The 26,968-nt window shown below is 74.1% G+C and carries 26 protein-coding genes; 11 read left to right on the top strand and 15 right to left on the bottom strand.

The genetic code is table 11. The features are described 5' to 3' along the window. Nucleotides 1-45: 45 nt before the first annotated feature. Complete coding sequence (locus GA0070603_RS21645; RefSeq protein WP_091317060.1) at nucleotides 46-768, bottom strand: ABC transporter permease; 723 nt, start codon at nucleotides 766-768, stop codon at nucleotides 46-48. Then, nucleotides 765-1,451 carry an ABC transporter permease gene (locus tag GA0070603_RS21640; protein ID WP_091317058.1) on the bottom strand — a complete coding sequence of 229 codons (687 nt, stop codon included), beginning with the start codon at nucleotides 1,449-1,451 and terminating at the stop codon, nucleotides 765-767. Before GA0070603_RS21640 ends, GA0070603_RS21645 begins: the two co-directional genes overlap by 4 nt. A gap of 2 nt (nucleotides 1,452-1,453) precedes the next feature. Here GA0070603_RS21640 and GA0070603_RS21635 point away from each other — a divergent pair, with 2 nt between their 5' ends. Further along, nucleotides 1,454-2,440, top strand: coding sequence for an ABC transporter ATP-binding protein (locus tag GA0070603_RS21635; RefSeq protein ID WP_091317055.1), 987 nt, complete (start codon nucleotides 1,454-1,456; stop codon nucleotides 2,438-2,440). Between the two features lie 41 nt (nucleotides 2,441-2,481). On the opposite strand, the gene GA0070603_RS21630 is transcribed toward GA0070603_RS21635, so the two are convergent. The 7 genes from GA0070603_RS21630 to folP all read right to left on the bottom strand — a co-directional run bounded on the left by GA0070603_RS21630 (nucleotide 2,482) and on the right by folP (nucleotide 7,110). Then, entirely contained in the window at nucleotides 2,482-2,982 is a 501-nt protein-coding gene (locus GA0070603_RS21630) for a hypothetical protein (RefSeq protein ID WP_091317052.1), read from the bottom strand. An 81-nt stretch (nucleotides 2,983-3,063) separates the two neighbouring features. Beyond that, on the bottom strand, nucleotides 3,064-3,372 hold the full coding sequence (locus GA0070603_RS21625; protein ID WP_091317049.1) for a hypothetical protein: 309 nt from the start codon (nucleotides 3,370-3,372) through the stop codon (nucleotides 3,064-3,066). Between the two features lie 56 nt (nucleotides 3,373-3,428). Beyond that, nucleotides 3,429-4,658 carry an ABC transporter permease gene (locus GA0070603_RS21620; protein ID WP_091322177.1) on the bottom strand — a complete coding sequence of 410 codons (1,230 nt, stop codon included), beginning with the start codon at nucleotides 4,656-4,658 and terminating at the stop codon, nucleotides 3,429-3,431. A 119-nt stretch (nucleotides 4,659-4,777) separates the two neighbouring features. After that, nucleotides 4,778-5,266 (bottom strand): DUF3180 domain-containing protein, encoded by a 489-nt coding sequence (locus GA0070603_RS21615; protein WP_425270515.1) that lies wholly within the window; start codon nucleotides 5,264-5,266, stop codon nucleotides 4,778-4,780. A gap of 61 nt (nucleotides 5,267-5,327) precedes the next feature. Next, nucleotides 5,328-5,855, bottom strand: a complete 528-nt coding sequence (gene folK, locus GA0070603_RS21610) for a 2-amino-4-hydroxy-6-hydroxymethyldihydropteridine diphosphokinase (protein WP_091317047.1) — start codon at nucleotides 5,853-5,855, stop codon at nucleotides 5,328-5,330. After that, the gene (folB, locus tag GA0070603_RS21605; RefSeq protein ID WP_091317044.1) at nucleotides 5,852-6,211 is read right to left on the bottom strand and encodes a dihydroneopterin aldolase; all 360 of its coding nucleotides are present in this window, start codon (nucleotides 6,209-6,211) and stop codon (nucleotides 5,852-5,854) included. Before folB ends, folK begins: the two co-directional genes overlap by 4 nt. After that, nucleotides 6,208-7,110 carry a dihydropteroate synthase gene (gene folP / locus GA0070603_RS21600; RefSeq protein ID WP_091317042.1) on the bottom strand — a complete coding sequence of 301 codons (903 nt, stop codon included), beginning with the start codon at nucleotides 7,108-7,110 and terminating at the stop codon, nucleotides 6,208-6,210. Before folP ends, folB begins: the two co-directional genes overlap by 4 nt. A 361-nt stretch (nucleotides 7,111-7,471) precedes the next feature. On the opposite strand from folP, the gene GA0070603_RS21595 reads away from it, so the two are divergent. From GA0070603_RS21595 to GA0070603_RS21565, 7 genes are read left to right on the top strand one after another with little or no spacing between them, the layout of a single operon-like run. Next, nucleotides 7,472-7,786, top strand: coding sequence for a hypothetical protein (locus GA0070603_RS21595; RefSeq protein WP_091317040.1), 315 nt, complete (start codon nucleotides 7,472-7,474; stop codon nucleotides 7,784-7,786). A 13-nt stretch (nucleotides 7,787-7,799) separates the two neighbouring features. Continuing rightward, complete coding sequence (locus tag GA0070603_RS21590) at nucleotides 7,800-8,162, top strand: hypothetical protein (protein WP_091317037.1); 363 nt, start codon at nucleotides 7,800-7,802, stop codon at nucleotides 8,160-8,162. Nucleotides 8,163-8,211: 49 nt separating this feature from the next. Then, nucleotides 8,212-11,814: an ATP-binding protein gene (locus GA0070603_RS21585; RefSeq protein WP_139131913.1), complete on the top strand. Its 3,603-nt coding sequence runs from the start codon at nucleotides 8,212-8,214 to the stop codon at nucleotides 11,812-11,814. A 1-nt stretch (nucleotide 11,815) separates the two neighbouring features. Beyond that, nucleotides 11,816-13,750, top strand: coding sequence for a hypothetical protein (locus tag GA0070603_RS21580; protein WP_091317034.1), 1,935 nt, complete (start codon nucleotides 11,816-11,818; stop codon nucleotides 13,748-13,750). Then, complete coding sequence (locus tag GA0070603_RS21575; protein ID WP_091317031.1) at nucleotides 13,747-14,307, top strand: hypothetical protein; 561 nt, start codon at nucleotides 13,747-13,749, stop codon at nucleotides 14,305-14,307. Before GA0070603_RS21580 ends, GA0070603_RS21575 begins: the two co-directional genes overlap by 4 nt. Beyond that, nucleotides 14,304-15,479 carry a M23 family metallopeptidase gene (locus tag GA0070603_RS21570; RefSeq protein ID WP_091317029.1) on the top strand — a complete coding sequence of 392 codons (1,176 nt, stop codon included), beginning with the start codon at nucleotides 14,304-14,306 and terminating at the stop codon, nucleotides 15,477-15,479. The genes GA0070603_RS21575 and GA0070603_RS21570 overlap by 4 nt, the downstream gene beginning before the upstream one ends. Nucleotides 15,480-15,492: 13 nt before the next feature. After that, complete coding sequence (locus GA0070603_RS21565; protein ID WP_091317026.1) at nucleotides 15,493-16,092, top strand: hypothetical protein; 600 nt, start codon at nucleotides 15,493-15,495, stop codon at nucleotides 16,090-16,092. A 4-nt stretch (nucleotides 16,093-16,096) separates the two neighbouring features. Here GA0070603_RS21565 and GA0070603_RS21560 read toward each other — a convergent pair whose 3' ends face one another. After that, nucleotides 16,097-16,657, bottom strand: a complete 561-nt coding sequence (locus GA0070603_RS21560) for an Rv0361 family membrane protein (RefSeq protein WP_208862925.1) — start codon at nucleotides 16,655-16,657, stop codon at nucleotides 16,097-16,099. Nucleotides 16,658-16,905: 248 nt separating this feature from the next. Here GA0070603_RS21560 and GA0070603_RS21555 point away from each other — a divergent pair, with 248 nt between their 5' ends. Beyond that, nucleotides 16,906-19,422, top strand: a complete 2,517-nt coding sequence (locus tag GA0070603_RS21555) for an FtsK/SpoIIIE domain-containing protein (protein ID WP_091317022.1) — start codon at nucleotides 16,906-16,908, stop codon at nucleotides 19,420-19,422. A 42-nt stretch (nucleotides 19,423-19,464) separates the two neighbouring features. Continuing rightward, nucleotides 19,465-20,166, top strand: coding sequence for a hypothetical protein (locus GA0070603_RS21550; RefSeq protein WP_091317020.1), 702 nt, complete (start codon nucleotides 19,465-19,467; stop codon nucleotides 20,164-20,166). 91 nt (nucleotides 20,167-20,257) lie between these two features. Here the strand turns inward: GA0070603_RS21550 and folE are convergent, their stop codons facing one another. The 4 genes from folE to GA0070603_RS31575 all read right to left on the bottom strand — a co-directional run bounded on the left by folE (nucleotide 20,258) and on the right by GA0070603_RS31575 (nucleotide 24,159). Further along, nucleotides 20,258-20,923 (bottom strand): GTP cyclohydrolase I FolE, encoded by a 666-nt coding sequence (folE, locus tag GA0070603_RS21545; RefSeq protein ID WP_091317017.1) that lies wholly within the window; start codon nucleotides 20,921-20,923, stop codon nucleotides 20,258-20,260. Between the two features lie 35 nt (nucleotides 20,924-20,958). Beyond that, the gene (gene ftsH / locus GA0070603_RS21540) at nucleotides 20,959-22,968 is read right to left on the bottom strand and encodes an ATP-dependent zinc metalloprotease FtsH (RefSeq protein WP_091322173.1); all 2,010 of its coding nucleotides are present in this window, start codon (nucleotides 22,966-22,968) and stop codon (nucleotides 20,959-20,961) included. 378 nt (nucleotides 22,969-23,346) lie between these two features. Next, a complete protein-coding gene (gene hpt, locus GA0070603_RS21535; RefSeq protein ID WP_091317014.1) occupies nucleotides 23,347-23,922 on the bottom strand; it encodes a hypoxanthine phosphoribosyltransferase in 576 nt (191 codons plus the stop codon). A 99-nt stretch (nucleotides 23,923-24,021) separates the two neighbouring features. Beyond that, a complete protein-coding gene (locus tag GA0070603_RS31575; protein WP_167544575.1) occupies nucleotides 24,022-24,159 on the bottom strand; it encodes a hypothetical protein in 138 nt (45 codons plus the stop codon). Between the two features lie 150 nt (nucleotides 24,160-24,309). Between GA0070603_RS31575 and GA0070603_RS21525 the strand changes: the two genes are divergently transcribed. After that, nucleotides 24,310-25,272 carry a GlxA family transcriptional regulator gene (locus GA0070603_RS21525; protein ID WP_091317008.1) on the top strand — a complete coding sequence of 321 codons (963 nt, stop codon included), beginning with the start codon at nucleotides 24,310-24,312 and terminating at the stop codon, nucleotides 25,270-25,272. On the opposite strand, the gene GA0070603_RS21520 is transcribed toward GA0070603_RS21525, so the two are convergent. Beyond that, nucleotides 25,273-26,898, bottom strand: coding sequence for a gamma-glutamyltransferase family protein (locus tag GA0070603_RS21520; RefSeq protein ID WP_091317006.1), 1,626 nt, complete (start codon nucleotides 26,896-26,898; stop codon nucleotides 25,273-25,275). Nucleotides 26,899-26,968 lie beyond the last annotated feature (70 nt).

Here is a 26,968-nt window from a genome sequence, read left to right as displayed (position 1 = left end):
CAAACTCCGAGCGGGTTTCGTCACCCGATCGTCACCGGATGGATTTCAGCCGCCCGCCGTGGCGTCGGCCGCACGGCGGTTCGCCGCCCGCCGGGCCCGGCGCAGCGGGCGCGGCGTGACCACCCGCTCGACAAGCGCCAGCACCCCCTCGACGAGCAGCGCCAGCCCGGCCACCAGGACGCCGCCGGCGACGATCTGGCCGCCGCCGGCTGCGATGTCCAGCCCGAAGCCGGCGCGGATGATCTGTCCGAGCCCGCCGCCGTTGACGAAGGAGGCCAGCGCCGCGGTGGCCACCACCTGGACGGCGGCGGTGCGGAACCCGGCCGCCAGGTAGGGGACCGCGAGCGGCAGCTCCACCCGGCGCAGCACCTGCGCGCCGGAGAGTCCCATCCCACGCGCCGCGTCCCGGGCCTCCGGGTCGGCCTGCCGCACCCCGGTGTACGCGTTGGCCAGCAGCGGCGGCACCGCGAAGACCGCGAGCGCGACCACCACGGCGGGCCGGCCGAAGCCGAGGAAGGTCAACGGCAGGATGGTCAGCAGGGCCAGGGTCGGGACGGCGAGGGTGACGTTGGACACCAGGAGCACCAGGCCGCCGCCCCGGCCGGTGTGCCCGAGCCAGAGCCCGACCGGCCAGGCCACCAGGCAGCCGAGCAGCACCGCCAGCGCGGACATGCTCAGGTGCTCGCCCAGCCGGTCGAGGATGCCGCCGGGGTTCGTCCAGTTGAGCGGGTCGTTCAGCCAGACGACCGCCTGCTGCACCGGGTTCATGAGTTCCGCCCCCGTAGCCAGGGGGTGAGCAGCCGGCCCACGGCGGCCAGGATCAGGTCGAGCACCAGCGCCAGCAGCACGCAGAGCACCGTGCCGGTCATGATCTGGGCCTTGTAGAAGTTGTTCTGGAAGCCGGCGAAGATGAGCTGGCCGAGGCCACCCCGACCGACCACCACGCCGACCGTGACGAGCGCCACGGTGGAGACCGTGGCCAGCCGTACGCCGGTGAGGATGCCCGGCAGCGCCAGCGGCAGTTCGATCCGGAACAGGCGGCCCCAGCGGCCGTAGCCCATGCCCTCGGCGGCCTCCCGCACCTCGGGGGGCACCTGGTTGAGCCCGGCCAGCGCGTTGCGCACGATGACCAGCAGGGCGTACAGGGCCACCACGGTGAGCACGGTGATCGCCCCGATGCCCAGGTACGGCGCCAGGAAGGCGAACAGCGCCAGCGACGGGATGGTGTAGAGCACACCGGTCAGCGCCACGATCGGCGCGGCCAGCGACCGGAACCAGTAGGCCGCCACCGCGAGCGGCAGCGCCACCAGCGCCGCGATGAGCACGGCACGGGCGGTCAGCCAGGTGTGCTCCCGCAGCGCGGCGAGGATCGTGTCAGAGTTGTCCCGCACGTACTGCCAGGAGAACCACGGGTTACCGGGCGCGGCCCGGTAGCTCAGGTGGAGGGACACACGTGGACGTTACCCCGGGCGCCGGACGCGGCGCGGCCTCGATCAGGCTGGAGCGCATCCGCAAGCGCTATCCCGACGGCACGGAGGCGGTGCGGGAGCTGAGCCTGGAGGTGAAGGCCGGCGAGCTGGTGGTGCTGATCGGCCCCTCCGGCTGCGGCAAGTCCACCGTCCTGCGCATGATCAACCGGCTGATCGAGCCCACCGACGGGCGGATCCTGCTCGGCGACGACGACGTCACCCGGGTCGACCCGGTCACGCTGCGCCGCCGCATCGGGTACGTCATCCAGAACGTCGGCCTGTTCCCGCACCAGACCGTCGCCGCCAACGTGGCCACCGTGCCGGGGCTGCTCGGCTGGCCCCGGGAGCGGACCCGGGCCCGGGTGGACGAGCTGCTGGAGCTGGTCGGCCTCGACCCGCGGCAGTTCGGCCGCCGCTACCCGCACGAGCTCTCCGGTGGGCAGCGGCAGCGGGTCGGTGTGGCCCGTGCGCTCGCCGCCGACCCGGTGGTGCTGCTGATGGACGAACCCTTCTCGGCCGTCGACCCGATCGTCCGGACCCGGCTGCAGGAGGAGTTCCTCCGGTTGCAGGCCGAGGTCCGCAAGACCATCGTGCTGGTCACCCACGACCTCGACGAGGCGGTCCGGCTGGGCGACCGGATCGCGGTGCTGTCCGAGGGTGGCCGGCTGGAGCAGTACGACACCCCGGCGGCACTGCTCGGGTCGCCCGCCTCGCCGTTCGTCCGCGAGTTCGTCGGCGCCGACCGGGGCATCCGCCGGCTGGCGGTCACGCCGGTGACCCGCGAGGTGCTCGACCCGCTCCCGGCCGACGGCGGCGTCGACCTGCCGACCGTTCCGCTGGGCGGTTCGGCGTACGACGCGCTGGGCGGGCTGCTCACCTCGGGAGCCGAGCACGCGGTGGTGACCGAGGACGGCCGGCCGGTGGGCCTGCTCAGCCGGGCCCGCGTGCTGGGCCTCGGCGTGCTGGACTGAGCCTGCTCAGGCCCGGACCCGCCAGGCCGAGGATGGAGCGGTCAGGCCCGGCCGCCGAGGCTGGCCAGGCCGACGATCCAGCCGGCGAAGAAGCCGTAGGTGACGCCGGTGCTGGCGCCCTGGAAGGCCGCGAAGAGCGAGCCGTGCGGCCCGAGGAGGGTGGCCAGCAGGGCGGTGCAGCCGGCGGCCAGGGCGTACGCGCCCCAGCCGGAGAAGAACTGGCTGCCCGAGCTCTCCACCCGGGCCACCTGCGGGCCGGGCAGCAGGTAGAGCAGCGCGGCGGCCAGCACGACCAGCAGGATCGCCCGCAGGTTGGTGGCGAGCACGCCCTGCGACGGGTCGTCGGCGTGCAGCCGCCAGGCCGGCCAGGCGAGCAGCCGGAGGAACCAGCCGCCGGCCCCGGTCGGGTCGGTGTGGTCCTGCACCCAGCCCACGTACATCGGGCTGCCGCAGACGGCGACGAGCAGGAGCGCGGCGAGGGTGCCGGTGCCGGCGGCCGTGCCGTACGCGCCGACGGTGCGGGGGCGGTTGGTGAGGGCCATGGAGCGGTCAGTTCCCGGCCCACCGCGCCGGGCAAACCTGCGTACCCGGGAAACCGCCGAGGGTCGGCGGGTGGTCATCGCCTAGTGCTTCAGCAGGTAGTCGATGAAGGCGGCCCGCAGCAGCGGCGTGGACTCCTCCTCCTGGTAGCCGTGCCCGGTCATCTCCCGCCAGAGGGCGTTGGCCTCGTCGATGATCGGCCCGATCGAGTTGGGGGCGCCGTCCAGGGCCGCGGCCTCGTCGGCGTTGGGCATGTGCCGCAGCACCGACCAGAAGAACTCGACGTCGCGGCGCTCCCGGGCCAGGTGGAACGCCTGCTCGCGCAGTTCCTCGGTGGAGAGCTTGTCCAGCTCGTCGAAGGTGCGGCCGCCGGGGGCAGGAGTCTCCGTCATGCCGCGAGCCTAACCGGCGAGATCAGCTCGGGCCCGCCGGACGCCACGCCGTCGGCTCAGCGGTCCCCGGCGTCCCAGCGGCGCGGCTCGCTCTCCCAGCGCGGCGACTCCCACGAGTCGACGGTGTCGGTGTCCCGGACGGGCAGCACCGACGGCCAGGCGTCGGCCGGCTCGGGCGACGGGGTCAGCGCCCAGCCGGTGCTGATCGTGCCGTCGCCGCTCGGCCCGGTGGGATGGGCCGGCACCCCGCCCGGCGGCGTCGGCCGCGGCCGGCCGAACGTCTCGACCAGCCGGGTGACCAGCAGCCCGGCCCCGAGGGCGGCCCCGCCGACCGCCCAGCGGCTGATCGTCCAGTCCTGCGTCACGGCCCAGGCCAGGAAGACCTCCACGGCACACACCGCCAGCAGGGTGCCGAAGATCCCGCCCCGCCGGCCGTACGCGCTGGTGCCGCCGAGCATCACCGCGCCGATCGCCAGGACCGACCAGTCGAGCCCGCTGGCGGGCGCCACCGGGCCGTCCCCGTTGGCGGCGATCAGCACACCGCCGAGCACGGCCAGCACGGTCGAGGCGATAAGCGCCAGCGCGGTCACCGTGGCGGCCACGGCACCCCGCCGCCGGGCCGGGTCGGCGACCGGCCGGAACCGCCCGACCAGCCGGCGGACCGGTTTGATGGCGCCGAAGAGCCCGCCGAGGACGGCGACCGCGGCGAAGCCCACGAAGAGGTAGAGGGCGGTGCGCCGGGGGTCGTAGCCGCCCTGGACCACAACCGGGGTGGTCCGCCGCTCGATGTACACGATCACGGCCGCGGCGCCGGCCAGGCTGGCCGCCCAGCCGGGCACGTGCAGCACCACGACGGCCAGGGCGAGCGCCAGCCCGCCGAGCGCCGCCACCACCAGCGCCGGGAGCAGCGCCTCGCGTACGCCGCGGTCGCCCTGCTCGGCGAAGTGCAGGGCGGCGGCCAGCGCGACCGGCCCGATCGCCAGGTTCACCGCGGCGGCCCGCAGGCTGAGCCCGGCGGCCAGGGCGAGCAGCCCGAGCCCGGCCACGTCGACAAGCAGCGTCTTCAACGCGCCGCCGCGCAGCGCGTCCGCGTCCTCCCGCCAGAGCAGCCAGGTCACCGCGGCCAGCCCGACCAGCAGCAGGAACTCCCAGACCACGTGCACGGCGATCCGGTCCCGGCCGGGCTCGCCGTGGGAGGGGTCGTCGAAGACGTTCTCCAGCACCGCCGCGGGCACGCCGGACGACGTCTCCACCGGCGCGATCCGGCCCGTCTCGTCGTACGCCATGGCCCGCGCCTCCCACATGGCCGGCCGAGCCGTCCGACGCGCGGGCGGACCGGCGGCGGCCGTTGCTCTCCGGTCGCCAGGCACGGTACCTGCGGGGGGAGGTGCTGGGAACCCCCGGATCAGAGCCGGCCGCGCGGGGTCTCCCGGTCGCCGGGCTCCCGGTCCTCGTCATCCTCCTGCTCGGGCACCCGGCAGGACCGCTCCAACCAGAGCGCCGCCGCGACCAGGGCGAGCGAGGCGATCAGCCCGCCCCCGCCGGCCGGTCGGTCGCTCATCGCGGCGTTGGTCCGCTCGACGAAGAGCCAGGCGGTCAGCCCGGCGTAGAAGCCGGCGAAGATGGCCCCGGCCAGGGCGGACGCCTTGGCCAGCACCACGAACCGGGCGACCAGCAGCGGGTTCACCGGATCCCGCCCGGGGCGGCGCTCGATGCGGCCGCGGGTGTTGACCGCCGCGTAGGCCTCCAGCACGGCCAGGCCGGCCAGCGTGACCACCGGCAGCCAGGGCAGTCTGGGGGCCACCTCGTAGTAGAAGGTGCTGATCAGCAGCCAGGCGAGCGCGGCGGCGGCCAGAGCGGCCACCACCAGCGTGGAGATCCGGGTCGGACCCATCCGGAAGCGCTGGGGGTCGCGCGGGGACTGCGCCTGGCTCATGCCGTCCGGCTCCACAGGGTCATGTGTCCGACTCTAACGCCAGATCGGGGCGCGGACCGAGTTCCAGCGCGTCGGAGGCGAGTGGCTCGGCGTTGAGCAGGTCGGTGAGCCAGCCGTGGCCGGGCAGCCGGCCGTGCGGCTCGATGTCGATCCAGGGCCGCAGCACGAAGGCGCGCAGGTGGGCCCGGGGGTGCGGCAGGGTCAGCTCGGGATCCTCGCTGAGCACCGGCTCCCCGGCCGCGTCCCAGACCGCGATCACGTCCACGTCGAGGGTGCGCGGCCCGTACCGCCGCTCCGGGTCGCGGGTGCGGCCGGCCGCCGCCTCGGCGGCCCGGGCCCGCGCCAGCCAGTCGTGGGGGGTCGCCGCCGGGTCCGCGACCAGCACCGCCGCGTTGAGGTACGCGGGCTGGTCGGCGTCCCCCCACGGTGGAGTCTCGTAGACGCCGGAGACCACCAGCACGGTGTCCCCGAGCGACGCGACCGCCGCGCGCAGGTGGGCGAGGCGGTCGCCCAGGTTGCTGCCGATCGACAGCAGGGCCCGGCTCATCGGGTACGGCGCATCGTCACGGCCACGTCCCGGAAGGTGTGCGGGATCGGGGCCTCCGGCTTGTGCACGGTGACCGTCGCGGCGGCCACCAGCGGCTCGGCCAGGCAGACCGCCAGAAGGCGATCGGCGAGCGTCTCGATGAGGTTGACCGGCTCGCCGGTGACCACGGCGACCAGCTTCTCGGCCAGCTCGCCGTAGTGCACGGTGTCGGTCACCTCGTCGGAGCCGGCGGCCGGGGCGAGGTCGAGTTCGAGCACCGCGTCGACCACGAACTCCTGCCCCTGGGCGCGTTCGAAGTCGTAGACGCCGTGCCGGCCGTGCGCGCGCAGGCCGGTCAGCTCGATCCGGTCGGTCATCGATCCCCCTCGTCGGTGCTGGATCGCCCGGTCGGTCCCCGGTTCCCGGCGGCGGCGGGCCGGGCCAGGCGCGGGCGGCCGGTGGCCCGCCAGACGGCGAGCGCGTCGGCGGTGGCCCGGACGTCGTGGACGCGTACCCCCCAGGCGCCGGCCGCCACGGCGAGCACGCTGGTGGCGACCGTGGCCGCCTCCCGCTCGGCGGTGGGGCGGGGGTTGCCGTCCGGGTCGGCGAGCAGCCGGCCCAGGTAGGACTTGCGGCTCGACCCGAACAGCAGCGGGAAGCCGAGGTCGACCAGCTCGGGCAGGCGGGCGCTCAACTCCCAGTTGTGCGCGGCGGTCTTCGCGAAGCCCAGCCCCGGGTCGACGATGATCCGGTCGGCGGCCACACCGGCGGCCAGCGCCTCGTCGACGCGCCGGCTCAGCTCGGCCCGCACGTCGGCCACCACGTCGGTGTAGCGGGCCAGGTCCCGCATCTCCCGGGAGTGACCCCGCCAGTGCATGAGCACCCAGGGGCAGCCGGCGTCGCGGACCACCCGGGCCATGTCCGGGTCGGCGAGACCGCCGGAGACGTCGTTGACCACGTCCGCGCCGACGGCGAGGACCGCCTCGGCCACCCGGGCCCGGCTGGTGTCGATGCTGACCGGGATGCCGGCGGCGCTCAGCTCGCGGATCACCGGGAGCACCCGGGCGATCTCGGTCTCCGCGTCGACCCGGTCGGCGCCCGGCCGGGTGGACTCGCCGCCCACGTCGATCAGGTCCGCGCCGGCCGCCCGCAGTCGCACTCCGTGTGCGACGGCGGCGTCGAGGTCGGCGTATCGGCCGCCGTCGGAGAAGGAGTCGGGCGTGACGTTGAGGACGCCCATCACCACCGGGTTCTCCGCCCGTACCAGATCGGTCACGGACCCGACAGTACCGGTCGCCAGCAGCGCTTCCGGCGGCCCGGGCTACCGCGCCGGACGGCACCCCTGACGTGCGGATTGGAACAGGTGTACGATCGGTCGTCGGGTCCGTTCCGGGTCGACTCTTCGCGGGTTGTCGCAAAGGTGGCCGGGCCGTACGCTTTGGAATTGCCCAGCATCGAGATGGCGAAGCCTGGAGGGAGGGCCGAAGCGGGACGAATCCCCCCATTGCTCACCACCCTTCGTGGTGGGTGACGAACGCAGCGTCGTCGACGCTGTGTGGAACGAGCACCATCCCGCCAGGCTTTGCCCACGTGCACCACCGCGGCGCCGCCGGCCGCGACCTTGGGGAGGTTTTCCAGTGATCGCCATCGAGCTCATGGGGACGGCGTACGCCGCCGTCGACCACGCGCTCCACACCCTGGCGTCGACTCCACTCGCCGAGCCGGCTCCCAAGGGCATCGACACAAACGGTGTCGTCTCCTTCTTCGCGAGCAAGATCGCGCCGATCCTGCTCGCGGTGCTCGGCGTGATCTTCATCGGCCGAGCGAGCCGCGGCGAGATCTCCAAGGTGCTGACCAGCTCCGCCATCGCGATCATCGGGCTGGCCTTCATCGCGGGCGCCGCCACACTCTTCTTCGTCGGCGACTACCTGATCAAGCTGATCTTCGAATAGGCGTTGGGCGACGATGCGGCTGCGCACCGACGACGACATCTACCGGGCTCGCCTCGTCTACCTGGGGCCGCCCGGCTACACCCTTCCCGTCCACCTGCCGTACGCCCAGTACGGCCTGTTCATGCTGCTCGTACCCCTCTACATGTTCATCCACTGGTTGTTCACGCTCCAGGTCGAGCTGTTCCCCGCCTGGGAGATCTCGCTCGCCATCGTGACGACCTCGTTCATCTTCCGGTACGTCGACCCGGACCGGCCGGCGCGCATGGTCATCCGGACCGCGCTGACGGACTGGCGGCGCACCCGGGAGCCGGCCGCCGAACTGCGCGACCCGCGCCTCGTCGCGAGCCGGATCAGGATCCGGGAGGAACTGGCATGACCGGGCGTACGCAGACGGCGCAGACGAACCACGCGGGTGAGGCGGTCGCATGAGTCGCTCTTCCACGCCGGGTTCCCCGGCCGGACGCCCGGCCGGGCCCTACGGTAACCGTGCGCGATCGTTCGACTACCCACCGGACGAGGAGCTGGACGAGGTCACCCTCGACCCCGCCCTGGTGACCAGCCCTCAGCACGGTCGCGTCGGGGTCTTCCAGCCACCCCGTCCGCTCGCCCCGCGCGGCGAGCAGCGGGAGCCGGTGGTCGCCCCGCGCGGCGAGCAGCGGGAGCCGGTGGTCGCCGACAGCGGCGACATCGACTCCCCGTTCCTCGACCTCTTCGGCGGCGCGCAGCCCCGCGTCCGCCGGCCGGCCAACCCGCCCGCCGGGCCGCCGACCCCGGTGGAGCCCGTGGTGGCGCCACCCCGGCGCGGCATCGGCCGGGAGGCGCTGCCGATCCCGCACCAGCACGCCGCTCCGGTCGAGCCGGCCCTACCGCCCCGCACCGTCCCGTCCCAGCACACCGCCCCGGTCGAGCCGGTCCAGCCGGTCGACCCGCCCCGGGCTGTCCCGTCCCAGCACGCCACCCCGGTCGAGCCGGTCGACCCGCCCCTGCCGATCCCGCACCAGCACGCCGCCCAGGTCGAGCCGGTCGAGCGGCCCCTGCCGCCACCGGCCCTGCCCGCCGGGCCCGAGGACGAGCCGCCGGCCGCCCGGTTCCGGGAGAGCGCGCCCGGCGTCCGCCCCGTGGGCCGGCCCCGCGAGGCGGTCCAGGCCGCACGCCCGGCGGCGCACGCCATCCCCGAAGCGCCGGAGCAGCCCGCCCTCGAACCGGCGCCGACCGCCCGTACCCGGGTGCCGCACCAGGTCGGCGACCGGCTCCCGGCGCTGCGGTCCACCGTCGAACCGGAGCCGGCCGAGCCGGAGGCCGCGGTCGAGCGCCCCGCCCGCCGGCGCGACCGGCGGACGGCGGAGCCCCGGCCCGAGGCGCGCGAGCTGGCCACCCCGTCCGGCCGGGAGGTGGCCCCGCCCCGGCAGCGGTCCCCGGAGCGCGGCGGCAAGCCGGCGAAGCCGGTCCGGGTCCGTGCCCCGAAGATCAAGTTCGGCGACCGGGACCCCTCGGTCGAACTGGCCATCACCGAGATCGCCGGTCACCTCACCTTCACCCCCAACACGGTGACGGCCTGGTACTGGCTGCCCGAGGTGCGCTGGGCGTTCCGCCCCGACGCCGAGCGCGAGGCGCTGCTCTCCGCGATCTCCGAGCAGTACGCCGGCCTGGCCGGCTTCCGGCTGCACCTGCGCCGCACCACCCGGCCGTTCCCGGCCGACGAGTGGGCCCGCACCATCGACGCGCACACCGCCGCCCCGCTGCCCGACGTGCCCGGCACCACCGGCTGGGCCGACCACCTCGTCGCCGCGCAGCGGCACCTCATGGCGGTCAACCACGCCGAGGGGCAGACCTACCTGGGCGTCACCTTCGCCCGCCGGTCCCTCGGCGACTCGCTCACCGAACGGCTGCTGCGCACCTTCGGCCGGGGCACCGCGGACGGCGAGCGGCGCCGGCTCGGCCGCACCGTCGAGCAGTTCGACGAGGTGCTCGGCGCGTTCGGCATGCGGGGCCGCCGGGTCACCGCGCAGGAGCTGGAGTGGCTGCTCTACCGCTCGGTGGCGCTCTGCATGGCGCCGCCGGGCGTGCTCTCCCCCATCACCAACGGCCGGTGGGAACGCGGCGACCTTCTCGCCCTCACCGAGCAGGTCGAGCGCTACCGCACGCCCTACGGCTCCACGGTCAAGCTGGTCAACCGGATGACCGGCGAGGAGCGGCACGTGGCCGTGCTGGCGGTCGGCCGGATGGAGCCGCTGGAGATCCCCGAGCGGCACGAACCGTGGCTGCACTTCCACGAGCGGCTGCCGTGGCCCATGGAGCTCTCCACCCGGGTCGACATCCTCGGTCCCGGCGACTCCTTCCGGAACCTCGAACACCGGCTCCGGATGATCCGCTCCCAGCAGCTCGACTACGCCGAGCACGGCATCGACGCCCCGCCGGAGCTGGAGCGACTGGCCAAGCGGGCACTGGTGATCGGCGACGAGATGACCACCGGCCTGCCGGTGGACTCGGCCCGCGCGCACGGCTGGCACCGGATCGCGGTCGGCGGCCGCACCCGCGAGGAGTGCCTGGAACGCGCCCGCCGGCTCATCCAGCTCTACTCGCGCGAGCTACGCATCTCGCTCCAGCACCCGAAGAACCAGGACTGGCTGGCCCGCGAGTTCATCCCCGGCGAGCCGATCGCCAACACCGGCTACGTCCGGCGGATGCCGGTCAACCTGCTCGCCGCGGCGCTGCCCCAGGCGGCGTCCACCGTCGGCGACCGGCGCGGCGACCTGATCGGCCGTACCGCCGGCACCTGCCGCCGCCCGGTCTTCCTCGACCTGCACTTCCCCATGGAGGTCCGCGAACGCTCCGGCCTCGCCGTCTTCGTCGCCGAGCCGGGCGGCGGCAAGTCCACCCTGCTCGGCGCGCTGGGCTACCTGGCCGCCCGGAGGGGCGTGCAGGTGACCCTGCTCGACCCGTCCGGCCCGCTGGCCCGGCTCTGCGCCATGCCCGAGCTGGCCCCGTACTCGCGGGTGCTGAACCTGACCGGCTCGGAGCAGGGCACCCTGGCCCCGTACGCGCTCATCCCCACGCCGCTGCGCACCGAGTTCGGCGCCGGGGCGGCCGGCGACCGGGAGTTCGAGATCGCGGTCTCCAACGCCCGCGCCGAACGCCGGATGCTGGTGCAGGACATCTGCATGATGCTGGTGCCGCCGCAGGTGGCCCGGGAGGCGTCCACGGCCACCCTGTTCCGGCACGCCGTACGCCAGGTGCCGGCCGAGGAGACCTCCACCCTGGACGACGTGGTCGCCTGCCTTCAGGGGCTGGACGACGACGCCGGCCGGGAGCTGGCCAACCTGCTCCTCGACACGGCCGAGATGCCGCTGGCGATGCTCTTCTTCGGCCGACCGCCGGAGGGGCTGCTCGGTGCCGACGCCGCGCTCACCGTGATCACCATGGCCGGGCTCCGGCTACCCGATCTCAAGATCGAGCGCGAGTACTGGTCCGCCGAGGAGGCGCTGGCCCTGCCGATGCTGCACACCGCGCACCGGCTGGCCGTCCGCCGCTGCTACGGCGGCTCGATGTCCTCGCGGAAGCTCGTCGGCCTGGACGAGGCGCACTTCATGGAGGGCTGGCGGTCCGGCCGGTCGTTCCTGGTCCGCCTCGCCCGCGACTCCCGCAAGTGGAACCTGGCCGCGCTTGTCGCCTCGCAGAACCCGAAGGACATCCTCGGCCTCGACGTGCAGAACCTGGTCTCCACCGTCTTCGTCGGCCGGATCGCCGAGGACACCGAGATCGCGTCCGAGGCGCTGCGGCTGCTCCGGGTGCCGGTCAACGACGGCTACGAGGCCACCCTCGCCTCGCTGTCCCAGGCCGACAGCGGCTCGGCCGCCCGGCTCGGCTTCCGCGAGTTCGTCATGCGTGACGTCGACGGACGGGTGCAGAAGGTCCGGGTCGACGTGTCGTACGTCGACGGGCTGCTGGAGCACCTGGACACCACCCCCGCCGCGGTCGCCCAGGCCGCCGGGCAGCTGCCGACCGTCCTGGCTGATCTGGAGGCGTGACATGGCGAGGGCCCGGGCACGGATCGCGGCGCTCCTCCTCGCGCTCGGCGTACTGGCCGGGGCCACCATCGGCTGGCCGCTGGTCGGGGCGACACCCGCGTACGCCGCCGTACCGGCCGCCCAGGCCCGGGCCGAGCTGTGCAGCACCAAGGAGTGGCAGGCCGACTTCCGGGCGTGCGTGGCCAAGCTCAAAGAGGTCTCTTCGGCACGAGCGGAATGCCTCGAGGCACCCACGCCGAGTGCACCCGACTCTGGCCTAGCCGGCTGGTTCGCGAGCGCTCCCCCGGAAACTGCCGGTGGCGTCACCGGCCGATACAGCCTCTACGGATACGCCGGTTACAACTACACCACCTATGACGTGGACGGTGGCTGCGCGTCTACTGTCCTACATCCCGACTACAAGTTCACCACCACCGTTGCCAACGGTGAATTCATGTTCGCCACTGCCGTGATCGGGGCATCGAACGCACTGCGCGAGCGCGCCTGGGATCCCCGGACGATGTGGGGCTGGGCGGACCCGCTGGTGGAGCAGGCCACCAAGGCCGTCTACCAGAAGGTGTTCAGCGTCTTCGGCATCATCACGATCTGCGTGGTCGGCCTCTACCTGCTCTGGCGGTCCCGCCAGTCGGACATGAGCAACGCCATGACCACAGCTGGCTGGGCGATCCTGGTCATGGTGGCGGTGACCGCCCTGGCCGCTTGGCCGGTGAAGTCGGCAAACATCGCCGACAACACCCTGATCACCACCCTTAGCGTGGTCCACGATGCCGTCGGGCCGCAGAAGAAGGATCCGGGGCCCGGGCGTTGCATCGGCGAGAATCCGGACCGATGCAAGGACCTGCGTCCTCCCGCCGTTCGCGCTAGCGACACTGCGGCCGAGACGATGCTCTACCGGAACTGGCTGCGAGGTGTGCTCGGCTCCGCCGACAGCGAGACCGCCAAGAAGTACGGTCCGGCGCTCTACGACGCCAAGTCGCTGACCTGGGGAGAAGCACAGTCGATCCGGGCCAACCCGGCGACCCGCGATGCGGTCATCAAGGCCAAGCAGCAGCAATGGATGAAGGTCGCCGAACAAATCAGGTCGGAGGACCCGGAGGCGTACGAGTACCTCCAGGGCGTCCGGGACATGGACCGGATCGGCGCGGGCTTCATCGCGGTGCTGGCCTCGCTGCTCTTCGCGATGTTCGACCTGACCGCCTCGCTGCTGGTGCTGCTCGGCTTCCTGATCTTCCGCTGGGCGGTGATCGCCGCGCCGATCCTGGGCACAGTGGGGTTGATGCGCCCGGCCAGCGCCGGCCTCCGGCGGCTCGCGAACGCCGTGGTCGCCGCCGTTTTCAACATCGCCATCTTCGGCACCGGCGCGGCCATCTACCTGTTCGCGGTGGATCTGATCATGAATACGCCCACCCTGCCCGGCTGGCTCCAGGTGGTCCTGGTCTGGCTCTGCGGCGTGGTGGGCTGGCTGCTGCTCCGCCCGTACCGGCGGATCACCCAGCTCGGCGGGAAGGACAGCAGCGAGGCGGTCAGCTCGGCCGGCTCCTGGCACCGGCGGTTCTTCCGCGACATGCGCGTCGCGGCCCGCCTCGACGTGGCCGAGCCGGGCGGCACGGCCGAGCCCGCGATGGGGCGGCGGCGCGGTGTGACGGCCGACCAGCGCAGCCTCCGGCCCGAGGCCCGGCACGAGGACCCGGCGCACACCGTCACGGCGGTCGAGCGGGAGCGGCCGGACGGGCGGGAGCGCCCCGAGCAGGCGCCGGCGACCGAGCCCGTGTCCGAGCGCCGCGGTGCCGCGCCCCGGCCCCGCCGCCAGCCGGCGGGTTGGACCGGGCCCGACGTGCCCGAGGAGGCACCCTCCTTCGCCGTCTACCGGCCGGACTCGGCCGACCGCGCCCCGGCGCCCAAGCCGGCGCCGCGGGTCCGCTCCGAGGCGCGGTGACACCGGTGCGGCGGGCGCTGGAATTCCTGCTCACGCGGGTACTGCGGTCCCGGCTCGGCATCGCGCTCGTGATCGCCGTGCTGGTCTTCGGCGTGATCGGCGCGGCCCGGCTGGTCTCCGGTCCGGTCGACCCGACCACCGGCCTCAGCACCCGGCCGACCCAGCCGATCAGCACCGTCGACCCGCACGCCGGCGACGACGGCGTGCTGTCGAGCCCGCCGGCGGCGGTCTCCCCGAAGACCCGGGCGGGCGAGGCCACGCCCGAGCAGACCGCGAGCCGGTTCACCACGGCCTGGCTCACCGGTCCCGGCAGCAGCGGCGACGCCTGGCAGGCCCGGCTGCGACCGCTCTCCACGCCCGCGCTCGTCGAGAAGATGACCGGCGCCGACCCGGAGAGCGTGCCCGCCCGCCGGACGGCCGGCGCGGTGACCCTCCGCCCGCGGACCGAGTCCTTCGTGGAGGCGCTGGTCCCGCTCGACAACGGCCGGCTCCGGCTCGAACTGGTGGCCCCGGACGGCCGGTGGCTGGTGGACGCGGTCGACTGGGAGCGGCAGTGAGCACGGCGCCCGGCGTCACGGCGCCGGTCCGCCGCAAGCTGCGGGTCGGCGTGCTGGTCACCGCCGTCACCACGGTGCTCACCCTGCTCTGCTGCGTCGGTGGGGCGGGCGCGTTCCTCCTCACCGAACTCGGCGGCGACCAGAAGGACGGCGTGCTCGCCGGCCTGAATTGCGACCCGGCCTACCAGGTCAACCTGACCGGAGAGATGCCGCGCTTCACCGAGTACGGCGAGGGCCAGCTCCGCAACGCCGCGGTCATCATCAAGGTCGGCCAGGACATGAAGGTACCGGCCCGCGGCTGGGTGATCGCGCTGGCCACCGCGATGCAGGAGTCCGCTCTGCGCAACCTCGCCAACAGCACGGTGCCGGCGTCCCTGGCCCTGCCACACGAGGGCGTCGGCGCCGACCACGACTCGCTGGGCCTGTTCCAGCAGCGACCGGGGTGGGGCAGCGTCGAACAGCGGATGACGCCCTCCTACACGGCCCGGAAGTTCTACGAGAAGATGGTCCGGGTGCGGGACTGGCAGCACCGGCCGCTCACGGTGGTGGCCCAGCGGGTGCAGGTCAGCGCCTTCCCGGACGCCTACGCCAAGCACGAGGACCTGGCCGGCCGGATTGTGGACGCGCTCGCCGGTGGAGCGGCCCGCACCGTCGAGATCGCCGGGAAGGCGGTCTGCGACGCCGCCGCCGGGGCAAGGATCGCCGCGTCCGGCTGGACCGCCCCGCTGCCCGGCGGCGTGGTCTCCGGCTTCCGCACCACGGAGCGGCCCAGCCACAACGGGGTTGACCTCGCCGCGGACAAGCGCACCGAGATCCACGCCGCCTCGGCGGGCCGGGTACTGGTGGCCCGCTGCGACCCCGACCGCTCCGGGAAGCGCGACTGCGACCGGGACGGCTGGCCGGGCAAGGGCGGCTGCGGATGGTTCGTCGACATCCTGCACGCCGGCGGCTACATCACCCGCTACTGCCACATGATCGAGCGCCCCCGGGTGGTGCCGGGCCAGTCCGTGGAGGCGGGCGACCTGATCGGCCTCTCCGGCACGAGCGGCAACTCCTCCGGCCCGCACCTGCACTTCGAGGTGCACGTCGACAGCGACCGGTCCAGCCGCGGCGCGATCAACCCGGTGCCGTTCATGCGCGAGCGGGGCGCTCCGGTGGACGGGACCGCGTGAGGCGCACCGGCACATGAACAACCCGCTGCCCGACCCCTTCGCGGACCGGCCCGACTGGGCGCCGCTGCCGCCGCGCCCCGTCGACATCGTCCCCGCCACCGGGCGGATCGACCTGCGTGGCCGCCGCGTGCTGGTCGGCCTGCCCGGCCTCGGGTGGCGCGGTGACCTGCGCGCCGACGAGCGGGTCGTGCAGGGCAGCCGGACCTACGTGCCGGTGATCCCGGAGCACGAGTGGTACCGCGCCGAGTCCGAGCAGGTGGAGGTCTTCGCGCCGCTGGTGCCGGTGGAGCGGGTCTGGGTGGAGACCGTGGGTGAGCGGCGACCGGGCACCGGTCCGCCCGAGCCGGGCATCCGGCTGGTCTCGCTCGACGCGCCCACCCGGCGCCCGCCCACCCCGGTCTTCGAGGCCGACTCGGTCACGGGTCGCCGGGTGGTGCACGTGAGCGGGGCGACCGAGCAGCGCGACCTCCGCGCGGTCACCGAGGCCTACTCCGGCGCGGACGGGGACATCTGCGTCCGGGTGGCCCCGGAACTGGAGTGGTACCGCTGGGCCTGGCGCGGCCAAGCCCCGACCACGCTCGAGGTTCCGGTACACCTGCTGTGGCTGGAGTAAGGCGTCACATCTGCTGCGCAGAACAGACCCGCCAACCATTTTGATCCTTCAGCTCGAAGCGCCAGGGATCAGTAAGGCTCTGCTGCACACCGTCCACGATCGCGCTTCTCCTGATTACGGCGGTGACGACGGCGTTCGACGAGTCGGGCTTCGGCGCTACGACGTTCTCGATGTTGATCGAAAAGGCGACCTTCAACTCCTGTTCCCGGCTGACGATCTGATCCCGGTAATCGTCCATCGTCGGCACCGAGCCATCGCAGGTGAACAGGGCTGCTTTGTTGTCGTCGCGGGTAACCAGCACAGCCTGGAGATAGTTGACCACCACCACGTCCGGGGCGCTGCGGTCGGGAGCAGTTGCCCGGTCGTACAACACGAAGCCGACGACCGCTCCGCCGGCGCAGAGCAGCGCCATCACCCCGGCGACCACGGCGAGAACGGTGCGCAGCCGCCGCTTCGGGCGTGCCGGCGCCGGAGCGGGCGCGGGCGGCGCCAACTGCTCGGGCGGGGTCCGCTGCGCCGGTACCCGGGAGACCTGGGAACCGGCGGGGGGCTGCACTGATTCCACCTCCTGAGGCTATCGGCTGCGCGGCGCGTACCCAATGCCTCAGAAGCGGCCATAATTCGGCCTCCACGCCGCCGGGCGGCACTCCGTCCGAATGAAGGCCGTGGCGAACCGCCGGAGCCTCCGGGCGGGTGAGGCTGCTCACCGCGGAGCCGGGCACCGCGCCGACCGACATCCCGGAGGACGGCCCCCGGCTGGGATACCGTCACCATCGGGGAGGAGATGTCGGCCTCGGGAAGAGAGGTGGACGGGTGGCGAGTCCGAAGGCGCGCGCCGGCCGGGCCGCCGCGCTGCACCGCAGGGCCGAGGCCACCGCGACCGCGGCGGCCGCGATCCTCGACGAGATCCGGCCCGCGCCCGCCGATCACCACCGGCAGTACGAGCTGGCCGAGCGGCTCCGTGCCGCGGCGGCGCTCGCCGCCCCCGGTTGGGCCGGTGACCCGCTGGAGACGTTGACCCCGACGAGCCCGCCCGGGGACGGCCCGCCCTCCTTCGTCCGGGTCGGCACCGCCGCGCCGCTGGACGACGCCCGGTTCCCCGCGCTCGTGCCGCTGCTGGGCAGCGGACATCTGAGCGTCGACGCCGACGCCGGCGACCCGCGGGTGGCCGGGCTGCTCCGGGCCCTTCTGCTGCGGCTGTTCGCGGCCAGCCCGGCCGGCGCCCTGCTGGCCCGCGCGGTCGACGGGGGCCTGGTCGCCACGCTGGCTGGTTACGCGCCGCTGGCCGACGCGGGCCTGCTGCCGCCTCCCGCCACCGACCTGACCGGCTTCCGGGCGGTGCTTGCCGAGGCCGAGCAGTGGGTGGCCGCCGGCACGGCCCGTCAGCGCGGGCACGACCGCACTCTGCTGCTGGTGGTGGCCGCCCTGCCGGACGGGGCCGCACCGTCCGATCTCGACCGGCTCGCCGAGCTGGCGGCGCAGGGTCCCCGGGCCGGGCTGCACCTGGTGGTGGCCGGCTGGCCCGACTCGGTGCCGCTGCCGCAGGCCACGCCGCTCGCGGTGCGCACCGCGTACGCGCTGGTCGGGGATCCGCCCGCCGCCGGCTTCAGCGGTCCCGGGGCGGAGCCGCCGGGCGGGTTGAACTGCCCGGTCTTCCTGGACGAGGACCCGCCCGAGGAGCTGGTGGCCGGGGTGTGCCGGCGGCTGGTCCGGCAGATCGAGGACGGCTCCCGCCTCGCCCTCACCGACCTGCTGCCCGACGGCGAGCTGTGGGCGGAGGGTTCGGTCGACGGGCTCGTCACGACTGTCGGTGACGCCGCCGGGCGGCCGGTCAGCCTGGGCTTCACCGAGCTGACCCCGCACTGGCTGGTGAGCGGCCGGTCGCAGGCCGGCCGGTCGGCGTTCCTCACCGACGCGCTCTTCGGCCTGGCCGCCCGCTACGGCCCCGACGAGCTGATCCTCTACCTGGCCGACCTCGACGACGGCGAGTCCTTCGTGGAGTTCCTCCAGACCGAGCGGGACCGGTCCTGGGTGCCGCAGGTCCGGGCCGCCGGGATGGCCGCCGACCGGGAGTACGTGGCGGACCTGTTCGGCGAGCTGGAGGCGGAGCTGCGCCGCCGCGAGGAGGCGGCCCGGCGAGCCGGCGGGCAGCGCTACGCCGAGCTGCGCCAGCACCAGTCGCTGCCCCGGATCGTCTGCGTGATCGACAACTTCCCGCTGCTGCTGCGCGAGCGGGACCGGCTCGCCACCGACCTGCTGGCCCGGCTGGACGCGCTGGCCCGCGCCGCCCGGTCGTACGGGATCCACCTGGTCCTGGCCGGCGAGGGCGACCTCGGCATCGGCGGCCCGCGGGACCCGCTGCTCGGCCAGTTCCCGGTCCGGGTGGCGCTGCCCGGGGGTTCGGCCGTGCTGGAGCCGACAAACGACTCGGCGGCCGGCCTGCCGGTGGGCAGCGCGGTGGTGAACACCGCCGGCGGGCTGGGCGGCCCGCGCGGCGCGACCCGGGGCCACGAGCGGATGATCCGTTTCCCCGACCCGCACGAGAACCCCGAGGTCCTCGCCGACCTGCGGCACCGGCTCTGGTCTGCCCGGCCCGAGGGTGCCGCCCCGCCGGTGGTCTTCGCCGGGTTCGCCCGCCCGCTGCTCGCCAACGACCCGCGGCACCGGGCCGCGTTGGCCGGTCGGGCGCACGCGCCGGCCGCGCTGCTCGGCCGGGCGGTGGACGTCCGGCGCTCCACGGTGGCCGTGCCGCTCGGGCCGGCCGCCGGCCGCAACCTGGCCGTGCTGGGCCGGGACGACGAGGCGGAGCGGCTGCTGGTCACCGCGGTCCGCAGCGCGGCGGCGGCGCACCCGGGCGCGGCGCGGTTCGTGCTGGCGCCGCTGGCCAACGGCTCGGCCGAGCCGGCCGGCGTGCTCGCCGCCGAGCTGGCCGGGCGGCACCGGGTGGAGACGGTCGACGTGATCGGCTTGCGGGCGGCCATGGCGGCGGACGAGCCGGGCTACCTCGTGGTGTTCGGGCTGGACGTGCCGGACGCGACCGAGCTGCCGCCCGAGTTGCTGCGCGCGCTGCTGTTGGAGGGGCCGCCCGCCGGCCGGCACCTGCTCGGCTGGTGGCGCACGGTGGCGCCGCTGGCCGGGCTGCTCGGTCCGGAGGGCGAGGTGGACAAGCTCACCGCCGTGGCGGTCACCGACGTGCCCGGTGGCCGGCTGGAGCAGCTGTTCGACCGGCCGGTGCTCTGGCGTCCCCGGCCGGGCCGTGCGGTGCTCTGGGACGGCCCGGGCGAGCAGGGCACGGTGCTGGTCCCCTTCGGCGAGGGGGTGACACCGTGAGCGCGCGGAGTGGGCCGCCACGAATGCCAACGGGGAGGAGCCATGAGTGAGACCGGCACGGCCGTCCCCGCGCCCCGGTCCGGCGGCCCGACGGTGGATGTGGACGCGGCCGGGGCGGCCTGGGCGGACTACGTGGCCGCCGCGCGCCAGCTCGACGGCGTACGCCGGGCGGCGGCGACCGCCGCGAGCGAGCAGGCCCGGTCGGTGGCGGCGGCCCGGGAGGAGCTGACGGCGGTCCGTGAGCGGCTCGCCCCGCAGCAGTCGCGGCTGCGTGAGCTGGGCGTACCCGCGATCTCGCTGGTCCCGACGCCCCCCGAGGTGACCGAGGCGGCCCGACCGATGGCGGCCGGTCCGGCGGCCGTGCTGGCCGCCCTGCGGTCCGCCCGGGGCTGGGCGGACTCGGCGGACGACAGTCTCGCGGCGCGCGGCCTGCCCCGGCTGGCCCGCTGGCCGGCGCACCCGCGCAACCTGCTGGTCTACGGTCCGCTGGCGCTGCTGGTGCCGCTGGTCCAGCTCGTGCTGTTCCTCGCCACCGGCACCGGCCCGCTGACCGTTGTCGCGCTGGTGGTCGGGCTGCCGTTGCCGGCGGTCGCGTTCATGCTGGGCTGGCTCGCGGTGGGGCGGCTGTTCCGGCCCCGCCCGGCCGACCGGGTGGACCGGACGCCCCGCTTCGGCGCGCTGGTCTGCCTGGTCCCGGCGGTGTTGACCACGGCCGGGCTGCTGCTGGCCATGCTGGCCGACTGACTCGACGCCCTCCGGCCGCTCGCGCGGCGGCGGGTGACCCCCGGACACGACACAGGGCCCTCCCAGGAGGCAGGGCCCTGTCTCGCTGCGGTCAGCGGGGGATGATCAGCGCCATGGCCTCGGCGCGCGACTTGGCGTCGTGCTGGAGGGTGCCGCGGACCGCCGAGGTGATGGTCTTGGCGCCGGACTTCTGGATGCCGCGCATCGCCATGCACATGTGCTCGCATTCGAGCACCACCACGACGCCCCGCGGCGCCAGCTTGGTCATCAGCAGGTCGGCGATCTGCGAGGTCAGCCGCTCCTGCACCTGCGGGCGCCGGGCGAACACCTCGACCAGCCGGGCCAGCTTGGACAGGCCGGTGATGCGGCCGTCCGGCCCGGGGATGTAGCCGATGTGCGCGCTGCCCCGGAACGGGAGCAGGTGGTGCTCGCAGAGGCTCATCACGTCGATGTCCCGGACGAGCACCAGCTCCTCGTGGTTGGCCTCGAAGGTGGTGCTGAGCACCTGCGCCGGGTCGACCCGCAGGCCGGCGAAGAGCTCGGCGTACGCGCGGGCGACCCGGGCCGGCGTCTGCTGGAGGCCGTCCCGGTCCGGGTCCTCGCCGACCGCCACGAGGATCTCCCGGACCGCCTTCTCGATGCGGGCCAGGTCGACGCTCTCCTCCACCGGCCGCCCGGTCAGCTTGCCGCTGATCAGGCGGGCGGCGACGTAGTCGAGCGCGTCGTCGCCGTCGGGCTCGGTCGCGGAGACGGCCAGCTCCCGGTTGGGGGAGCTGGCCGTCGGGTCGCTGCTCAGTGGGTACCGTCCGAGTTGTTGGAGGGGGAGCCGCTGACCGAGGCGCCATCGGCCTGCGCCTGCGCCTTCAGCGTCTCCTTCTCGGCCGGGGTGAGCACGGGGGGCTCGGTGGAGGGCTGACGCTTGCCGAAGCCGTGGTAGGGGGCCATCGGCGGGCGCTTCGCCACCCGGGCGCAGATCCGGGCCATGTCGGCCGTGGAGAGGGTTTCCTTCTCCATCAGCTCGAGCACGATGTTGTCCAGGACGTCCCGGTATTCGACCAGGATCTCCCAGGCCTCGTCGTGCGCCAGCTCGATCAGCGCCCGCATCTCGCCGTCGATCTCGGCGGCCACCGCGTCCGAGTAGTCCCGCTCGTGGCCCATGTTGCGGCCGAGGAACGGCTCGTCCCCGCTGGTGCCGTACTTGATCGCGCCGAGCTTGGAGCTCATGCCGTACTGGGTGATCATCGCGCGGGCCAGCTGCGTGGCCTTCTCGATGTCGTTGCCGGCGCCCGTGGTGGGCTCGTGGAACACCAGTTCCTCGGCGGCCCGGCCACCCAGCGCGTACGCCAGGGTGTCGATCATCTCGGCCCGGGTCTGGGTGTACTTGTCCTCGGTCGGCAGGACCAGGGTGTGGCCCAGCGACCGGCCCCGGGACAGGATGGTCACCTTGTGCACGGGCGCGGCGTGCGGCAGCGCCCAGGCGACAAGAGCGTGCCCACCCTCGTGGTACGCGGTGATCTTCTTCTCCTGGTCGCTCATCACCCGGGTCCGGCGCTGCGGACCGGCGATCACCCGGTCGATCGACTCCTCCAGGGAGTCGTTGGTGATCGCCCGCTGGTCCTTGCGGGCGGTGAGCAGCGCGGACTCGTTGATCACGTTGGCCAGGTCGGCGCCGCTGAAGCCGGGGGTGCGCCGGGCGACCGAGTCGAGGTCGACGTCGGGCGTGAACGGCTTGCCCTTGGCGTGCACCCGCAGGATGGCCTTGCGGCCCTCCATGTCGGGGGCGTCGACCGGGATCTGCCGGTCGAAGCGGCCCGGGCGCAGCAGCGCCGGGTCGAGGATGTCGGGCCGGTTGGTGGCGGCGATCAGGATGACCCCGCCCTTGGTGTCGAAGCCGTCCATCTCGACCAGCAGCTGGTTGAGGGTCTGCTCCCGCTCGTCGTGGCCGCCGCCCATGCCGGCGCCACGGTGCCGGCCGACCGCGTCGATCTCGTCGACGAAGACGATGGCGGGCGCGTTCGACTTGGCCTGCTCGAAGAGGTCGCGGACCCGGCTGGCGCCGACACCGACGAACATCTCCACGAAGTCCGAGCCGGAGATGGAGTAGAACGGCACGCCGGCCTCACCGGCGACCGCGCGGGCGAGCAGGGTCTTACCGGTTCCGGGCGGGCCGAAGAGCAGCACGCCCTTCGGGATCTTGGCGCCCAGGGCCTGGTACTTCGCCGGGTTCTGCAGGAAGTCCTTGATCTCGTGCAGTTCCTCGACGGCCTCGTCCGCCCCGGCCACGTCCGCGAAGGTGGTCTTCGGCGTGTCCTTGGTGATCATCTTCGCCTTGGACTTGCCGAAGTTGAGCACCCGGGAGCCGCCGCCCTGCATCTGCGACATGAAGAACAGCAGCAGGAGCACGAGCAGCGCGATGGGCAGGAGGTTGACCAGCAGGCTCACCCAGATGCTGTCCGACGACACCTTGGTGTCGGCCGGGCCGGTGATCCGGTTGGCCGCCTTGGCGTCCAGCACCTCGCCCCAGATCTGGCTGCCCACCTCGTAGGGGAACTGGGCCTCGATCCGGTCGGTGGTGGTGTCGCCGAACTTCGTCTTCTGGGCCAGGTCGAGCTGGAGCGTCTGCTCCTTGTCCTGGAAGACCGCCTTGTTGATCTTTGCGGTGTGGAGCTGGTCGAGCGCCACCGACGTGTCCACGCGGTGGTAGCTGGGGCCAGCCGTGAAGAGTTGACTGAGCACAACGGCGCCGAGGATGACCAGGATGATCCAGACCACCGGTCGGCGGAAGAAACGCGTACGTTCCATGCTGTTGTCGGGCACCGAGGCGCCCGCATCCTCCTGATCGACGTCCTGACCGTCTGAATGGTGTCGCCGCCTCGGGCGGCGGCCGCAGCCGCCGTGCGGGCCGGCCCCGACCCCGAGACGCGCGAACTGCCGCGCCGCGGTCATTCGACGGTACACCGTTCGTGCCAGATGTGAGCTTGCGAGCCCGGCACTTACGCGTACGGCGAACCCGGGTTTGAGCCGGCGTGGCGGGGAGCTCCCCACCCGGCCACCCGACCGCCCGGTCACGCGGTTCGAGGGGTCGGGCGTGGAGGGTGCCTCCACGTCACCGGCCTCTACCGTAGACCGGAAGGCTGAGAGCCCGCTGAACGTCGGCTGACGACCGGCGGGGCGCCGGGGTCAGGCCCGGGCGTAGACCTCGGGCTTCAGCACGCCGACGTAGGGCAGCTCGCGGTAGCGCTCGCCGAAGTCGAGGCCGTAGCCGACCACGAACTCGGTCGGGATGTCGAAGCCCACGTACTTCACGGGGACCGGCACCTTCACCGCGTCCGGCTTGCGGAACAGGGCGACCACCTCGACGCTGGCCGCGGAGCGCGACTCCAGGTAACGCAGCAGCCAGGAGAGGGTCAGGCCGGAGTCGACGATGTCCTCGACGACCACCACGTGCCGGCCGGCGATGTCCCGGTCCAGGTCCTTGAGGATCCGCACCACGCCGGAGGAGGTGGTGCCCTGGCCGTACGAGGAGATGGCCATGAAGTCCAGCTCGGCGGGCGGGCCCTGGCGGCCCAGCGCGCGGGCGAAGTCGGCCATGAACATGACCGCGCCCTTGAGCACGCAGACGAGCAGGAGACCGTCCTCGACGTGCGCGTAGTCCGCCGAGACCTGCTTGGCCAGTTCAGCGGTCTTCTCGCGGATCTGCGCCTCGGAGATGATCACGTGGTCGATGTCGGCGTCGTACCAGGAGCCGTCAGCCATGCTCCTAGCCTGCCGTACGCCCTATGGCCTCCGTCGGCGGGGCCGCCCCTTTTGGCGCGGTCCCGCCGGGGATTAACGGCGCAGACGGAGCAAATCACCTCAGCAGGTGCGCGAGCGCCAGCGGCGCCCGTCCTCGGTCGGCTTCCAGTCGGCCGAGTCGCGGCTGTCGGCGGTCAGCCCGGAGGCGCTGGCGCCCACGAGGAGGAGCAGGAAGAGGAGGAGCAGCAGAACGGTCATGGCGGCGCTCACTTTCGCGTGGTTGATGTGGGTTTCGCCGCCGGTGCGCACCGGACACCATCAATTCTGCGAGCCGCCGTACCCATCGGACAGTGGCAGAAATGCCAGTGAGCCTCGATTTCCTGCCACCTGTCGGGTTACCCTCGTCACATGCTTCGCTCGGTCGCCGTCGTCGCCCTCGAAGAGGTCGCCGTGTTCGAACTCGGGGTCGTCGCGGAGGTGTTCGGCACCGACCGCACCGCCGACGGCTTCCCCGGCTACCGGTTCGACGTCTGCACCGTCGACGGCGGGCCGGTCCGCAGCCGGTCCGGCTTCCAGCTCACCCCGACCGCCGGCCTGACCCCGATCGAGTCCGCCGACCTGGTGGCGGTGCCCGCGCACGGTGACGGGCGGACGCCGGTCCCCGAGCCCGTGCTGGCCGCGCTGCGGCGGGCCGCCGACCGGGGCGCCTGGCTGCTCAGCGTCTGCTCCGGGGCGTTCGTGCTCGGTGAGGCCGGGCTGCTCGACGGGCGGGACTGCACCACCCACTGGCGGCACGTCGACGAGCTCCAGGAGCGGTTCCCGGCGGCCCGGGTGCAGTGCAACTCGCTCTACGTGCAGGACGGCCGGCTGCTCACCAGCGCCGGCACCGCCGCCGGGATCGACGCCTGCCTGCACCTGGTCCGCCAGGAGCACGGCTCGGCCACGGCCACCCGGCTCGCCCGCCGGATGGTCGTCCCACCGCACCGCGACGGCGGCCAGTCCCAGTACGTCGAGGCGCCCATCCCCAAGGCGCCCGAGGCGCCCACCCTGGAGCCGGTGCTGGAGTGGCTCATGGGGCACCTGGACCGGGCGGTGACCGTGGACGAGCTGGCCGCCCGGGCCGGGATGGCTCCGCGTACCTTCGCCCGCCGGTTCCGCGCCGAGACCGGCACCACCCCGCACGACTGGCTGACCAACCAGCGGGTGCTGCTGGCCCGCCGGCTGCTGGAGGAGACCCGGCTGAGCGTCGAGAGCGTCGCCGACCAGGCCGGGTTCGGCGACGCGGCGGCGCTGCGGCACCACTTCACCCGCCGGGTGGGCACCACCCCGCACGCCTACCGGACGACCTTCCGGGAGCGGGTCGACGCCTGATCACCAGCCCAGCATCGCGCCGTCGACCCGGGACTCCGACCCGGCCACGTACCCGCCACCGGGCGCACGCCAGATCGCCTGGCCGTACCCGAAGACCGACGGCTCGGCCGCGACGGTGACCTCGTGCCCGCGCGACCGCAACCCCGCGACCACCTCGGGGTCGAGGTCCGGCTCGATCAGCAGGGTCCGGCCGGCGTGCCAGTACCAGCGCGGGGTGTCCAGGGCCGCCTGCGGGTCACGCCCCGCGTCGACGGTGGCCGAGACGAGCTGCACGTGCCCCTGCGGCTGCATGTGCCCGCCCATCACCCCGAACGGTCCGACCGGTGCCCCGTCCCGGGTCAGGAAGCCCGGGATGATCGTGTGGAACGGCCGTTTCGCCGGCCCCACGACGTTGGGGTGGTGCCTGTCGAGCCGGAAGCCGAGGCCGCGGTTCTGCAGCGCGAAGCCGTGCCCGGGGACGACCACGTGCGAGCCGAACGCCAGGTAGGTCGACTGGATCAGGCTGACCATCATGCCGCCGGCGTCGGCCGTGCAGAGGTAGACGGTGCCGCCGCGCTCCGGCTCGCCGGCCACCGGGTCACCCGCCCGCCCGGTGACCAGCGCCCGGCGGGCCGCCGCGTAGCCCCTGTCGAGCAGCGCCGTCGGCACCTCGGCCCGCTCCGGGTCGGCCACGTGGGCGTGCGCGTCGGCGAAGCCGAGCTTCACGGCCTCGATCTGCCAGTGCAGCCGTTCCTCCGGCGACAGCGCGGCCAGGTCCACCCCGTCGAGGATCTGGAGCGCCAGCAGCGCGGCGATCCCCTGCCCGTTGGGCGGCAGCTCCCACACCTCGTGCCCCCGGTAGCGGACCGAGACCGGATCGACCCAGGTCGACGCGTGCCGGCCCAGGTCGTCCCCGGTGAGGAACCCGCCGGTGCGGGCCGCGTGGTCGTCGATCGCCGCCGTGATCCGCCCCCGGTAGAAGTCCGCCGCGCCGCTCTCCGCGATCCGCCGCAGCGTGCCGGCCGCGTCGGGGTTGCGCCACCACTCCCCCGGCCGCGGCGCCCGGCCGTCCACCGTGAACACCCGGCGGAACTCGGCGTGCTCCGCGCCGGTCAGCCCGTCGTGCGCGGCCACCCCGCGCGCCCAGGTGGCCGCCGTGCCCGGGGCCACCGGGTAGCCGCGCTCGGCGTAGCCGATCGCGTCGGCGAACAGGTCGGCGAAGGGCAGCGAGCCGAACCGCTCGTGCAGGTCCCGCCAGCCGGCCGGTGCGCCCGGCACGGTCACCGGCAGCCAGCCCCGGGCCGGCACGGTGCGCCCCTCGCCCTGCGCGCCGCCGAGCGCGTCGACCGGCGCGGCGCCGCGCCGGTCCGTCGCGGCCAGCACCAGCTCCCGGGTCAGCGCCGCCGGGGAGCGGCCGGAGGCGTTCAAACCGTGCAGCCGCTCACCGTCCCAGACGATCGCGAACAGGTCGCCGCCGATGTCGTTCGAGGGCGGCTGCACCACGGTCAGGGTGATCGCGGTGGCCAGCGCCGCGTCGACGGCGTTGCCGCCGCGCCGCAGCACGGCCAGGCCCGCGGCCGCCGCGAGCGGCTGGCTGGTCGCGACGGCGCCCTGGGGGGCCAGCAACGGCTGTCGGGGGTACGCCATGCGCCCTGTCTACCGCCTCCGGCGGCTCCCGGCGACCCCTCGGCGCGCCCACCACCGCCGGCTCGGCGAG

The organism is Micromonospora chersina (assembly GCF_900091475.1).
Lineage (GTDB): Bacteria > Actinomycetota > Actinomycetes > Mycobacteriales > Micromonosporaceae > Micromonospora > Micromonospora chersina.
Note: the sequence above shows the minus strand (reverse complement) of the source record. Positions and strands in the feature narration are given on the sequence as shown.

Coding starts and splice junctions, on each gene's coding strand:
- GA0070603_RS21620 (WP_091322177.1), bottom strand. CDS start 4,658: ATGGCGTACGACGAGACGGGCCGGATCGCGCCGGTGGAGACGTCGTCC.
- ftsH (WP_091322173.1), bottom strand. CDS start 22,968: ATGGAACGTACGCGTTTCTTCCGCCGACCGGTGGTCTGGATCATCCTG.
- GA0070603_RS21525 (WP_091317008.1), top strand. CDS start 24,310: ATGCTTCGCTCGGTCGCCGTCGTCGCCCTCGAAGAGGTCGCCGTGTTC.
- hpt (WP_091317014.1), bottom strand. CDS start 23,922: ATGGCTGACGGCTCCTGGTACGACGCCGACATCGACCACGTGATCATC.
- GA0070603_RS21580 (WP_091317034.1), top strand. CDS start 11,816: ATGGCGAGGGCCCGGGCACGGATCGCGGCGCTCCTCCTCGCGCTCGGC.
- folK (WP_091317047.1), bottom strand. CDS start 5,855: ATGAGCCGGGCCCTGCTGTCGATCGGCAGCAACCTGGGCGACCGCCTC.
- GA0070603_RS31575 (WP_167544575.1), bottom strand. CDS start 24,159: ATGACCGTTCTGCTGCTCCTCCTCTTCCTGCTCCTCCTCGTGGGCGCC.
- GA0070603_RS21590 (WP_091317037.1), top strand. CDS start 7,800: ATGCGGCTGCGCACCGACGACGACATCTACCGGGCTCGCCTCGTCTAC.
- GA0070603_RS21565 (WP_091317026.1), top strand. CDS start 15,493: ATGAACAACCCGCTGCCCGACCCCTTCGCGGACCGGCCCGACTGGGCG.
- GA0070603_RS21585 (WP_139131913.1), top strand. CDS start 8,212: ATGAGTCGCTCTTCCACGCCGGGTTCCCCGGCCGGACGCCCGGCCGGG.
- GA0070603_RS21625 (WP_091317049.1), bottom strand. CDS start 3,372: ATGACGGAGACTCCTGCCCCCGGCGGCCGCACCTTCGACGAGCTGGAC.
- GA0070603_RS21645 (WP_091317060.1), bottom strand. CDS start 768: ATGAACCCGGTGCAGCAGGCGGTCGTCTGGCTGAACGACCCGCTCAAC.
- GA0070603_RS21630 (WP_091317052.1), bottom strand. CDS start 2,982: ATGGCCCTCACCAACCGCCCCCGCACCGTCGGCGCGTACGGCACGGCC.
- GA0070603_RS21550 (WP_091317020.1), top strand. CDS start 19,465: ATGAGTGAGACCGGCACGGCCGTCCCCGCGCCCCGGTCCGGCGGCCCG.
- GA0070603_RS21615 (WP_425270515.1), bottom strand. CDS start 5,266: ATGGGTCCGACCCGGATCTCCACGCTGGTGGTGGCCGCTCTGGCCGCC.
- folB (WP_091317044.1), bottom strand. CDS start 6,211: ATGACCGACCGGATCGAGCTGACCGGCCTGCGCGCGCACGGCCGGCAC.
- GA0070603_RS21520 (WP_091317006.1), bottom strand. CDS start 26,898: ATGGCGTACCCCCGACAGCCGTTGCTGGCCCCCCAGGGCGCCGTCGCG.